Origin of the sequence: Bacteroides salyersiae (genome assembly GCF_031172035.1) — a bacterium.
Taxonomy (GTDB): Bacteria; Bacteroidota; Bacteroidia; order Bacteroidales; family Bacteroidaceae; genus Bacteroides; species Bacteroides salyersiae.
Genome location: NZ_CP133452.1, coordinates 5,458,302 through 5,470,486, shown reverse-complemented (window position 1 = coordinate 5,470,486; position 12,185 = coordinate 5,458,302). Strand labels below are relative to the sequence as shown.

Genomic DNA, 12,185 nt, shown 5'->3' with positions numbered 1-12,185 from the left:
ATGATGACACCACTTTTTATTGGCGGTATCGGTATGCAGGAAGTGCTGCTGATCGCATTGGTCGTGCTGCTGTTTTTCGGCGGTAAGAAGATTCCCGAATTGATGAAAGGGATCGGCAAAGGCGTTCGTTCCTTCAAAGAGGGAATGAACAACATAGAAAAAGAAGTTGAGAATTCCGAGCAAAAGAAATAACCGATGGCAGCCGATACGCATACGCAATCTTTCTGGGAACATTTAGACGTGCTACGGACGGCAATCGTGAAAATTGTCGCCGTGGCTGTCGTGTTCGGCATTGCGGCATTCTTTTTCAAAGAGGAACTATTTGCCGTTGTGCTTGCTCCAAAGGATGACGGATTCGTTACCTATCGGTTGCTCGACAGCATGGCGACATGGGTCGGAAGTACGGTAGAACCGTTTTCCGTGCGGCTTATCAATACGGGGCTGGCACAACAGTTCATCATTCACATGAAGACCGCTTTGTGTGCCGGAGTGCTGTGCGCCTCGCCCTATATTCTTTACCAACTATTCCGGTTCGTTTCTCCCGCACTTTATGATAATGAACGTCGGTATGTAATTCGGGTGGTCGGAGGCGGCTATGCGATGTTCGCCTCGGGGGTATTAGTCAGCTACTTTTTGATCTTTCCGCTGACATTCCGTTTTTGGGGAACCTATCAAGTAAGTGGCGAGGTGGATAATCTCATCTCTCTTGATTCGTATATCTCGACGCTGGTGATGATGTGTCTTGCAATGGGCATTGTTTTCGAGATTCCGATACTATCGTGGCTGTTTGCAAAGTTGGGTTTTCTTTCTGCAGATTTCATGCGTAAGTACCGCAAGCATGCCATCGTGATTATTCTTGTGATTGCCGCAATTATTACGCCAACGTCAGATGTTTTTACGCTTTCACTGGTTGCATTGCCGATGTGCGTATTGTATGAGATTAGCATTTTGATTGTAAAATAGTCTAAACATCATAAAGTTCTAAATTAGAAATGAATGAGTTTATCAATAATCTCGAAAAAGAGATTGAAAAGAAATTGAAAAAAATCGAGTCCGCGGACTTAAATATTATGAAGAAGTCTCTTGAAGCCTCACAAGTATTAGCTAATGCTTTTCAACAGGTAAAAGAGTTTATTGGTTCCTATACATTCAAAGATGAAGCGGAAGAAATACAGTTCTTCAAAGAAATAAAACCTCGTTTGTTCTACCGATTGCTTTACTATCGTAAGGTCTATAATATCGAAATGAATCGCCCGGTAGGAGTAGATTCACAGCGGGCTTATCTGATTGATGAAATCAAGGCTATCAATCGTTACAACACAAAACGTTCGGATTTCGTGCGTTATTACCGTTCAGGTTTGACGCATTTGGATTCAATTTATTATTTGCGAGGACGTATTGACACGGCTCTTTATCTGGAATCGTTCCATTACGAACGTGATCCGATGTTTTCTACTAATTGTGATTTCAAGGTCGCCAGGCTGAAAGCTAACGAGATGTTGATGGTATATCTGAATAAGGAACTTGAAGCATTGGAAAATCGCCGGTTAGAACAGTCTTTACCTCGCGTCCGTATCACGTGGGTTGCGACAAAAACAGAACTTTACGAGCAAATCTACGCTTGGGATAGCCGTAAAGTCTTTGGTGATATTCCTTTGGCAAAACTTTTTGACTATATCCAGACCGTTTTTAATATTGAATTGGACTCTAACCATTCACGCACATTCAGCGATATGCGTATCCGTAATAATAAGACCCCCTTCTTGGATTCATTGAAAGAAGCATTAACCAAACGGATGCAAAGCTGGACACAAGAGCATAAAAAGAAATAATAACCTAAGGCTTTAGATTGAGTAGGTCTGGGAATTTCAGCCCCAACCTCTCACATAACCATACGTGAAAGTCTTCCCTTATATAATAACTCTCATCCAAACGGTTTCAATCGGTTGGGCTTAACACCATGTTGCGAATGGTCATATACTGATTGAGACGATAGCAATCCTCTCGAATCTTGCTATATTTCCTTATCTCTTTTTCCTCATATAACAATTTCCTCATTTTTATTACCCCGTCATGACTTCCCCTTGCATGGTTCAGGGTGCGAAGCTACGGCCGGGGCCCCTAAAAATATGCAAGGCCGCTCCGCGCCCTACGGGTTTTGGCGAAAATTTTTCAATCCGTCCAGCCGGGCGGTTGAAAATTTTTCGCCAAAAGCCTTGCACATTTTCTCCCCGTCCGTATCTGCCCCCTGAAACGAGCAAGGTGAAGCCACCGACAAGGCATAAAAAAAAAGTCAATGTTATGAAAAAGAGAACAGAAATACAGCAAGATTTGAAACGAGGCTTCGGCTCCGCTCCAACCGGCATAAAAATTTTGGTGAAGTGGTCGCTGGTCAGTTTCATGGTGTATGTGGCAGCGCGTTTCGTGTGTGCCTTCGTCGGTGGTGTGGTGACGGGGTTAGGCGGTATTCTGCCCACGTTGGTGGTTTTGGCGGTGGTGGTTTTCCTCATCCGTGCCGTGTGGCGCATTCTTTCCGCTATCCTTTTCCTTTCCGTTCTTCTCCTTTTCATCATCCTTTTTTGCGTGATACTCTGAAACGAAATATTAATCATTAAAACAACTCATTATGAACAAAGTACATTTATTGGGAGCGAACAGAAGCTATGACAGAGACGAACAGACCGTTTCAGTCAATCAAGTGGTAATGCTGGAAGGTTACAGCTACGACAGCTATGTAGTGTATGAAGTAAGCCGCAGCCAGTGGGGAATAACCTATCATCTTATCAATTTGCGGACACACGAGTTTCATACTTCCGACCTTATCCGGCCCTTGTCGGAAAAATTCGGGATAGGCATGTATTATGACGATGCGAACCCCAAGTTTTTGGATCCGTTGGAAACAGCCGCCCTACTTACCAAAGCGAGGGAGAAGAAAACGGAGGATGACAGAAAAGCGGAGGAAGAACGGCAGAGGAACGAACACACCGCAAAAATCGGAGCGGAACGCTTGCGCCCCCTTATCCCTTTGGATGCGAAAGCCGTCATTGTCGGTGAACTACGGGTGAGCGAGTGTGACAGCTATACGGACTACTACGACTACCGTATAGAAAGAACCGTGATTTTAGGTTTTTCCACCCATACACGAAACCTCTTTTCCGAAATGCGCAAATATGCCGCCAATTTTGAGGGAACGGCTTATTTGGCAGAAAACGACAAGGAATACGAACACCGTGAAAATTACAGCATGGGGGACGGCATGTATTTGGGACGTAACAAGTACAGCGGTTGGACGATTTCAAAAGAGCGGATTTACGACCTTGAAAAGTTCATTGAGCGATACGCCCACACCGCAGGGGACGAAGCCAACATTTGTCTAAAAGCACCGCAAAGGGAAACCGAAGCACAGCCGACAACATCCGCAGACCTCTCAACGCTTAATCTTGAAATTGTGGAATACAGCGAAAAGGCGATAGCCGTATTCGGGGACACCAAGCCGATAAAGGACGTTTTGAAAGGCTTGAACGGTCTGTTCCGTGCGAACCTCACCTACAACGGTGAAAGGCGTGCAGGATGGATATACAGCAGGAAGCAGGAACAGAAAGTACGTGAAGCACTTGCAACGTATGCCAACGTATAGAGACGGAATAGGCAGGGCGGAACAAACCGCCCTGCCTATCGAAAGTAATTCAATCAATATCAACCCATTAAAAATTATAGTTATGAAAACGAACAAAAATGCACAGAAGAACAACAAAGTTCAGAAATCAGAGAAAGAAACGGCAGCAAAAGTAACCGCTTTGGCAATCATCCCCAAGCCAATGACATTAATCTGTGGGCAGGACATACCCAGAACTGCCGGAGTGGCGGAAGCACCCGAAACGGCAACCGTTCCCACCGTTGTGGAAGAAATACCGCAGCAAGCCACGCCCAAGACACCGCTTGCAACGGCAACGGCTGAAACAGACCTTGACATCACAGCCGTACACCCAAGTGCGGACAACCACCGCAAGACGTTCAATGACACATCCTTGCAGGAACTTGCGGACAGCATTCGGGAAGTGGGAGTCTTGCAGGCCATTGCCGTACGTCCACGCACGGCAGGCGGTTACGAAATCATCTACGGCGAACGCCGCTACCGTGCCTCACTGCTTGCAGGAACAAAGACTATAAAGGCAACCATATACGACCATATAACGGACGATGAAGCGGAGGACATGTCACTGAGCGAGAATTTACAGCGTGAGCAGGTATGCCCCACCGAGGAAGCGAGAGCCTTCAAACGCCTGCTTGAAAAAGGCAGGTACGATATGTACTCACTCGCCAGCCGCTTCGGACGGAGCGAGAAGTATATCTATACACGTTTGAAACTGAACGAATTGTATGCGCCTATCGGTGAACTGCTGGATAACGGGACAATCACCGTCAGTGTGGCCGAGGAAATAAGCACCTATGAAGCCAACATCCAAAAGGACGTGTACGAGAACCACCTGAAGCAGGGCAATAGGGACGATTGGAGCGGTTACACGCTCAATCTGTTCAAGAAACATTTTGAGAAATATTACACAACCGACCTTGAACAATACAAGTTCGACAAGACGGAATGCAAGGCGTGTGCACACAACGCAGCCAACTACAACCTTTTTGCCGAACACAACGGGTGCGGACATTGCACCAACCGCAAATGTCTGGAAGCCAAGAACGCAGCGCATGTGGCAAAGGAAACGGAGAAACTGTTGAAATCCGATCCGAAGCTGGTGATCGCCCGACCTTATTACGGAAGCCGTAACGACACGGCACTCCAAAAATTAGACAAGAAAGGGCATGAAATCAAAGAACTCGATTACAACGTGTCGGCAAGGGAATTTCCCAAAGCACCCGAAGCACCGCAAAAGGAGCAGTTCTCCGAACCGACAGAGTATGAACAAGCGGTACAGACCTTTGAACAGAAAAACGAGGAATACGCCCGAAAGGTGGAAGAACTCAACCGTAAAAAGGAAGAGGGCAGGATAAAGACGTACGTCAAAGTGGGACAGACAGAACCCGAACTTTGCTATGTGGAGATAAACAGGAAGGAAACCGCCCCCGTTACCATTGAGACATTGCAGGAACGGGACAAGCGTTTCAAACAACTCTCCACCGAGAAGATTGTTGCCGATACGAAAAAGATAGTCCGTGAGAATGACTATCCCGAAAGTCCGTTTACGCAATACGAGGACGGAATGCTTTATTTCATCATGCTGACCAAACTGCAAAGGAAGCATTATCCGCTTTGCGGCATCAAAGACCAGCCGATACCGTTGGACGAGAAACAGCGGATGAAGATTGTAGCCAAACTGACGGATGCACAAAGGACGGTCATCAAACGCGATTTCATCATCCACTCCCTCTGCGAGGGCGGCTACGGAGACAATAACGCATCCAAGCTCTTGAGGGACTTCGCAAACATGCACTTCCCCGACCAGTACGGACTTGCCAAAGCCACTCACGAGGAAGAATATCAGAAAAGGCACGAACGTTTGGGAGAGAGGATAAAGGAGATGAAGAAAGCGGAAAAGGCGGCAGCACAAAAAGCCGAAGCGCAGCTGACTGAAGAAAAGCAGGAGAGGAAACTCACCGGAACGAAAAAAGGGAACGCTGGAAGTGATAAGGCGGCCTAAAATGCCAATAAAGCCATGCCGGAAATAAAATCCGGTATGGCTTTTCTTTCCAAAAATGACAAGACGAACAAGGGCGTATGACCCCACCCACACCGCCACCGTAATTATCATCCCAACCGTGAATATATGAAATATATAAGAATCTCCCCGAATGTGGAATACTCCACAGACATGGATTTTTTCCTTGAGAACCAGATACTCTGTATTGTGGACAAGGAAGGCACGAAGTTTTGCAGTCTGATAGAAAACAGACTGTTCATGCGTTCCAAGAACCGCCGCATCAGCAAACGGATGCAGGAGCACATCATGCGTGAAATCCATAGTGACATCTGCCGTCTGTGCTATGGCGGAGAACCGGTGGACTGACCTGCCACACCCCACACCTGACAAGTGACCGTATTAAAAAGTCGGGCCGTCCTTATAGGATTGCCCGACTTTTTTTCTACTTTTCCTCTAAAGAAAAAGCAGATTCTTTATCTTGTCGGTGTAAAACTCGCGATTTTTATCTAAATTTGTGTGGTTGAATATAAAAAACAGAAAATTATAAGATTAGAAGATTTTGAAACATAACATATCAGAATAGCTTTTAGCTGTTTGTTCTTACTCTCAAAACGACCAAATTAAAGCAGGAGAATAAACGGGCGAAGTCCTTGTCATACGCTTATGGCACGGTCTTAACTCGTTTCCTGCGAGGCGCTTGGTCGTGCCGGAGAGTAGAACTTGTTAGGTACCGTGCCTTTACTTTACGGATACATAACAAGAGATTATCGACAAGGAACCAATTAAAAACCATATTAAGAATGTACAACAAGAATGTAGCCGTCACAGGCCGCACCATCCGGGAGACAACATCGTATGACTATTTCCGTGAGGATAAAATCCGCATGGAACTTTACCGGTACATATATGCCATTTACAATGAGGGATACCGGACATTCCTTTGTGATATGAACACTTATATCGGGCTGCTTGCAGCTGATACGGCAATCATGCTTCGGGAATCGGACAAATGTCCGGACATCTGTCTGGTCGCTGTCATTCCTCCAGACAGCCATCTGGCAAGCCATCCGGCAGGAGTGGATAATCTGTACCGTGCCCTGTATGACGACCTGCTGGTGAAGGCTGATACCAAAGAGGTGTGTACCTCGAAAGACTTTCTGAAAAGGCTGCCCGGTTACGGGCATGTCATCTGCTGTTTTGACGAACAGTCAAAGGAGATGGAAACAATCCGAAATTCCGGCAAGCCTTACGTCTCAATCCTCACAAGGATATAATCCGTTACACTACAACAGCTTTTCCAGCCTCACAATCCGTTTCTCCGTGGCCGGATGCGTACTCAGGATATATTCGGAGAATGTAGGACATTCACCGCGCATGTCCTCCGCCCTTTTCAAGCGGTACAAGAAAGAAAGCAGGCCGCTGCCGCATCCGTATCTGACCGCATAAGCGTCACAACGGTATTCGCCATACTTGTTGATATTCACATCAGCTATCCGGCTGATGCCATAAATGACAAAGTGGAGCAGTCTGTAAAGCCCCCACCAGAATTTACCGGCCAGCTCCCCTACAAAGCCGAGGGCCGGGACCAGTGCGGACACCATGCCGCCGATTATCCCGAATATCAGGGCCGGAATCAGGAATATGCCATAAAGACAACGGCTTCCGAAAGATTCCATCGAAAAAAGAAGCACCCGATATACGAAATCATAATGTGCGATATGTCCTACCTCATGACAGATGACACCTTTCAGTTCCTCGTCCGAGGCCTGCCTTATCATCCCGTCCGTAATGCCCACCGTATTGAAACCGAAAGTCACCGCATTGGCACGGACGTCCCCGTTCCGATAAAAGTTCAGTTTTCTGTCCATACCCATTTCTGAAAGCAGGCGTTCCAGCCTTACACGTTCAACACCGCCCAATGGCCTGTAACCTTCCTTCCTGCGCATCATCCATACTTTCAGTGGAGAAAGGGTATAGAGGATAAAGAGCAATAGCAGGTAGAACGGCATGGTATTTACCAGATGCGGCACCAGCCCCTCGTCAAAGAGTCCCGGTACACAGCCGGGGCATATATGACGCATTATGGTGAGCAGCAGGGAATAAAATACTGTGATGAAAAAGAAGTTCACCACCGTGACATAGGCCAGCAGCAACAGCTTGAATATGATGCGGAATATTCGGAGAGTCGTTTTCATGGTATGCATCCGATTATTAAATTAACAATGTGCTAAATATAGAAACAAAATCCGAGTGATGTGGAATAATTACCCGTTCATTTGTTCTCTTTAAGTAAAATTCATACAAACGGAAAAACGGCGGACTTGCCCGCCGTTATCCCAAATAGCAGAACACCGCTATTCTTTTGCCGCATCACTTTCAATATCAAATGATACGGACATCTCCCTTTCCTGTCCGAAATTGTCACGGACAAAGAATTTCAGCTCCGAACGTCTGGTACTTGTCGAGCGGTAAAAGAGGGTGAATACCTGCTTCACCGGATTATCCGTGTCCAACCCTGGCATTTCCGCCAACGGCCTTACTTCCCGGTTGACGAGTTTCACGCCTTCGCAATCCGTCACCTCTCCCTTGCCTTCCACCTGAATGTAGCCTATATCATACTCCGCCTTCCCATAATTCCCTTCACGGTCCAGATAAAAACGGATTTCCACCGTCTCATCCGCTGAAATCTGCTTTTGCAGATACCAAGAAGAGAGGCTGAAGTCATAATCCTGCCGGATGTCTATCTTATCGTCGCATGAACTGAATGCCAGCGCCGATACCAGCACACCTATACATATATATAATGCGTTTCTCATTTTTAAGTCTCCTTTCTTTTTTCGTTAGTTGATAATGACACGAAGCTCCAATCCGATCTGTGTATGGAAATTCCCCGCATCCGTTCCGAACAATGCCCTCTCCTTGACTTGCAGCAGGAAGACGATCCGGTCTGTCAGATAGACATCGAAAGCCGCCGTCAGACCACCCCCATAAATAAAGCTGTCCCCGTTGGTGGCTGTCGCCCCGTCATGAAGTAGGGAAGTTCCCCAGTTGACCGTCTCGAAACCGCCCAAAGCGGAAAGTCCAACACGGAGACAGACGTTCCGTCCCTTGTCCGCCAATACGGGAATAAAATAGCCGAGTTCCCCGGTGAACTGCGCTTTCGGTATCGCCTTGCCCTCATAGGTGTACTCCTTTATCTGATAGTCCAGACCGTACAGCCAATGGGTACGGTTGCGGTTGGTACGGGTAAGGGCCAGCGAGGTGAAGTAATGGCGCCCGCCGCCGCTCTTCCATGAAAGGAAATGGTTCACTCCACCGGTGGTGAACTGTATGCCGGTCTGCCCCGGCAGGTCACGCTGCGCGTATGCCTTGTCCGCCCCGAAGAGCAACATTACGGCAACTGCCAATATGAATAGTATTCTTTGCATATACGTTATATTATATAGGGGTTACTATTTCAGATGCAGTTCACTGACGGGCTTTGCCGCCACAAGGTCGGTGTTCTCTATACGGAACGACTGGTGTCGTGCACCGCCCTTCTCATAGATTTCCACTACCAGCAGTTTGTCGTCCGGCAGTGTCAGCTTGGGCAGTACGAACACATTGCGCACCGTGGCTTTTCCGTCCACCGTCGTCAGGCGGTTATACGTCCTTACCGGCTCGATGAAGTTCTCCTGCATGGCCGTACGCTTGGCCACTTTCTTGTCGATGACTTTAAAACGGATATAGTCGATGTCAAACGATATGTCCGACCTGTTGCGTACGGATGTATGCAGGTACAGCAGGTCGTTGTTGATATAAATTCCCTTGAGCAGTGTCTGTATGCCGTACTTCTTGCAGCCGATGTGCCTGATGTCCCTTTTGTTCTTCTTGTACAGCGTGTACATGATGCGGTTCACCACCAGCGGTGTCTCCCCCCCGAGTTCCTTCAGCTTCACGAACATGCGGTCACCGGCAATGCCGCCTTCGGGATTGTCCCGGAGCCAGTCCTCCATCTCGATGGAGAGCTGTGCCGGTTCGTCCTTGTAAACCACATTAAAGGAATAGAAACAGCCGTCGGCAGTGATGACGGAGAAGTTTGTTTCCCGCTCAAAGCCTTTTACCGCCGCCTTGATGCGTACCACGTTTTCCGCTCCCGTCGCCTTGTCCGCTATGATGTCAAACGAACCCAAATCCACATATTTCACTTCGGAAGGAAAAAGGATATGCACGGTTTTCCGGAAAGTCACCTCAATCCGGTGCGGTGCGATAATCTGGTTGGTGGGAAATATCTTTGTTTCCACCGTCTCCTGTGCTTTTGCCCCCAGCAGGGAGAAAAGCATGACTATTGATAAAATAATTCTTGTCTTCATAATCTGATTACTGTTTTTTGGATATTAATAAAAGTTGGTAATTCGCCTTCACGGACACTTTCACTTCACGCATCTTTGTGGCGAGGTATTGCGAACCGCCGCCGAGCACACCCCTTGTCACGTCCATGACGAGTTGTTGCGAGGCGCTGCGTGCAAACGAGATGCTTGTCCCGAAACTGCCGCCTATATTGGCTGCGGCTTCCTTCATGGCGGTACGCTCCGCGGTGTTGGGGACGAAAAGCCCGGCCTGCCCGTCCATGTCGTATGCCGCCAGTTCCACCGGCAGGATATTGCCGCCGCTCTCTATCAAGCTCACACTGACTTCCATCCGTTGCCCCCCGATGCGTACCGTTCCAAAAAGCGGGGTGCCGGCAGGCACAAGCACATTGCCCACTTGCAGGGGTTCCAGTAATCTGAACTTCAGCCATGAGCCGGTACTCACCGTCTGGTCCTCGGCGACGCAGGCACGTATCGTATTGGCCCCGGCAAACAGCCCGCCGCCTACCGCCGTGGCAAAACCGTAATTTCGTGGAATTGAATCCGGCAACGGAGGCGGGGCCAGGGAGGATACCACATTCTCTGCGACACGTCCGGCTGCTATCGCGGCAGGATTGCCGGCCTGTCCCCCCGAAGGCTGTATGCTCTTCACCTGACCGCCCGCCTGACCGGGGAAATAGCGTGCCGCCATTTCATACGACTTCTCCATCAGTTCCAGCGGGTCCTGTGATTTCCGTTCACGTTCCAGCCTCTCGTTAAGTTCTTTCACCCGCCGTTCCAGTTCGGCCACTTTCGGACTCTCCTCCGGCTCCTGATAGAACGAAGTGATCTGCCTTGAAATCTGCCGCTGCCGTTCCCTGGACTCCCGTATGGCATCCGCTTTCGGTGCTTCCGGTTTTACTTTCGAAGTGTCCGAAGCCAGATAGTCACCCGCCACGTCCTGCAAAGTTCTCACTTTCTCCCGCCTGCGCTTCTTCATCTCTTCCAGTTCGTAGGCTTTCTGCTTGTCGGCCATCGTTTCGGGTGCGATGGCATCGGGTATGGTGGTGTTGATGCCAGCCGCCCCTTCCACCGTTTCCGCCGCATCCGGTTTGAAAAGAAACCAGATGAACCCGGCACACAGCAGGGAGAGGAATGCCACCACTCCATAAAATTTCAATTTTCCGGCGGTCTTGCCGCTTAACTTTTTCTCCTTTGGGGATACCGGCTCCGCTTTCAGCGTCTCCTTCTCCCTTACTTTTTCTTCTTTCTTATCGGATTGTGTCATTGGATACATTGTTTTTTAATGGTTGGATACTGTCCGGCAGGGGAAGCATCACCCTTTGGAGATGCCGCACCTCAATCGGAAACTTGTCTGTGCCGCAGAAACCGCCCACGATGTAGGCAAGGTCGATGGCGGCGAAGAGTCCGAGCAGGTAAAGGATGATGACCCTTTGCTGCCGGTAACTCAACCGCTGCCAGCGTCTGCGGAGCTTTGCTATATGACGGTCTTTCCCCGTTCTGAACGACTGGAAGACCTTTTTCAGCCCGTTATCTTTCATACTGCCCGATGTCCCTGTTTTCGATGATTGTAAAGCCTTCTATCAGAAATCCCTGCGGATTATTGTCGCTCCGGGTCACGTTCCTTAGCCGGCAGGTGGTGACAAGCGACCTCTCGGTAACGCTGCTCGAACGGATGATGTGCTGGCGGCAATAAGCCCTCATCTCGTACGGATAGCTGTCGAAGTTCCCCCCGATGCTGTCCACCGTCAGGGTCTGTGAGATATTCCCCGCTATCATCCGGTTGAAGTAGCCTTTCTCCTGCAAGTTCCGGTAATAGCCGATGGCGCTTTCATCCGAGAGGTAAAGGGCACGCTGCACATTGCTTTCAATGGCGTTCTTGTCCGGTGACAGGGTGAAGAACAGTTCGTGAAAACGCCTGATATGCTCCCTCGCCTCTACCGGGCGGTTCTGCTGTGCATCCTGCGAGAGGGCCAGTATCAGCGATTTCCCGCTGTCCAGCACATAGATTTTCTGCCGCTGCGCTTCCGCAAAGTCGTATGCCTTTCAGGTGGCGAAGACCGTTACCAGTGCGCAAACTCCCAGGAATACCATTCCGAACAGCCGCAGCTGCCGGAACGATGTCTCGATGTTTTTTAATGATTTGAATTCCATGTCTTTTTCTGTTTTTTTAATGTGA

14 protein-coding genes and 1 pseudogene are annotated in these 12,185 nt (G+C 48.7%); 8 read left to right on the top strand and 7 right to left on the bottom strand.

Features of this window, described 5'->3' with window-relative positions:
- The 8 genes from RB604_RS21020 to RB604_RS20985 all read left to right on the top strand — a co-directional run bounded on the left by RB604_RS21020 (position 1) and on the right by RB604_RS20985 (position 6,931).
- On the top strand, positions 1-192 hold the full coding sequence (locus RB604_RS21020; protein WP_172680688.1) for a Sec-independent protein translocase subunit TatA/TatB: 192 nt from the start codon (positions 1-3) through the stop codon (positions 190-192).
- A 3-nt stretch (positions 193-195) separates the two neighbouring features.
- Entirely contained in the window at positions 196-963 is a 768-nt protein-coding gene (gene tatC, locus RB604_RS21015) for a twin-arginine translocase subunit TatC (protein ID WP_007482247.1), read from the top strand.
- 29 nt (positions 964-992) lie between these two features.
- A complete protein-coding gene (locus RB604_RS21010) occupies positions 993-1,832 on the top strand; it encodes an RteC domain-containing protein (protein WP_007482249.1) in 840 nt (279 codons plus the stop codon).
- 469 nt (positions 1,833-2,301) lie between these two features.
- Positions 2,302-2,595 carry a hypothetical protein gene (locus tag RB604_RS21005; protein WP_044094128.1) on the top strand — a complete coding sequence of 98 codons (294 nt, stop codon included), beginning with the start codon at positions 2,302-2,304 and terminating at the stop codon, positions 2,593-2,595.
- A 31-nt stretch (positions 2,596-2,626) separates the two neighbouring features.
- Positions 2,627-3,637: a hypothetical protein gene (locus tag RB604_RS21000; RefSeq protein ID WP_007482253.1), complete on the top strand. Its 1,011-nt coding sequence runs from the start codon at positions 2,627-2,629 to the stop codon at positions 3,635-3,637.
- 82 nt (positions 3,638-3,719) lie between these two features.
- Complete coding sequence (locus RB604_RS20995) at positions 3,720-5,657, top strand: ParB/RepB/Spo0J family partition protein (protein WP_007482255.1); 1,938 nt, start codon at positions 3,720-3,722, stop codon at positions 5,655-5,657.
- 126 nt (positions 5,658-5,783) lie between these two features.
- On the top strand, positions 5,784-6,023 hold the full coding sequence (locus tag RB604_RS20990; protein WP_010993628.1) for a hypothetical protein: 240 nt from the start codon (positions 5,784-5,786) through the stop codon (positions 6,021-6,023).
- A 434-nt stretch (positions 6,024-6,457) separates the two neighbouring features.
- Positions 6,458-6,931 carry a hypothetical protein gene (locus RB604_RS20985; RefSeq protein ID WP_055294826.1) on the top strand — a complete coding sequence of 158 codons (474 nt, stop codon included), beginning with the start codon at positions 6,458-6,460 and terminating at the stop codon, positions 6,929-6,931.
- A 9-nt stretch (positions 6,932-6,940) separates the two neighbouring features.
- Here the strand turns inward: RB604_RS20985 and RB604_RS20980 are convergent, their stop codons facing one another.
- The 7 genes and pseudogenes from RB604_RS20980 to traK all read right to left on the bottom strand — a co-directional run bounded on the left by RB604_RS20980 (position 6,941) and on the right by traK (position 12,160).
- Positions 6,941-7,852, bottom strand: coding sequence for a M48 family metalloprotease (locus tag RB604_RS20980; RefSeq protein WP_044094152.1), 912 nt, complete (start codon positions 7,850-7,852; stop codon positions 6,941-6,943).
- Between the two features lie 159 nt (positions 7,853-8,011).
- Positions 8,012-8,473, bottom strand: coding sequence for a TraQ conjugal transfer family protein (locus RB604_RS20975; RefSeq protein ID WP_007482260.1), 462 nt, complete (start codon positions 8,471-8,473; stop codon positions 8,012-8,014).
- A 24-nt stretch (positions 8,474-8,497) separates the two neighbouring features.
- A complete protein-coding gene (locus RB604_RS20970; protein ID WP_007482262.1) occupies positions 8,498-9,085 on the bottom strand; it encodes a conjugal transfer protein TraO in 588 nt (195 codons plus the stop codon).
- Between the two features lie 24 nt (positions 9,086-9,109).
- Positions 9,110-10,009, bottom strand: coding sequence for a conjugative transposon protein TraN (traN, locus tag RB604_RS20965; RefSeq protein WP_007482264.1), 900 nt, complete (start codon positions 10,007-10,009; stop codon positions 9,110-9,112).
- 7 nt (positions 10,010-10,016) lie between these two features.
- The gene (gene traM / locus RB604_RS20960; protein ID WP_007482266.1) at positions 10,017-11,273 is read right to left on the bottom strand and encodes a conjugative transposon protein TraM; all 1,257 of its coding nucleotides are present in this window, start codon (positions 11,271-11,273) and stop codon (positions 10,017-10,019) included.
- Positions 11,257-11,547 carry a hypothetical protein gene (locus RB604_RS20955; RefSeq protein WP_038610803.1) on the bottom strand — a complete coding sequence of 97 codons (291 nt, stop codon included), beginning with the start codon at positions 11,545-11,547 and terminating at the stop codon, positions 11,257-11,259. Before RB604_RS20955 ends, traM begins: the two co-directional genes overlap by 17 nt.
- Positions 11,537-12,160, bottom strand: a pseudogene (gene traK / locus RB604_RS20950) (conjugative transposon protein TraK). The gene RB604_RS20955 and the pseudogene traK overlap by 11 nt, the downstream one beginning before the upstream one ends.
- Positions 12,161-12,185: the final 25 nt, after the last annotated feature.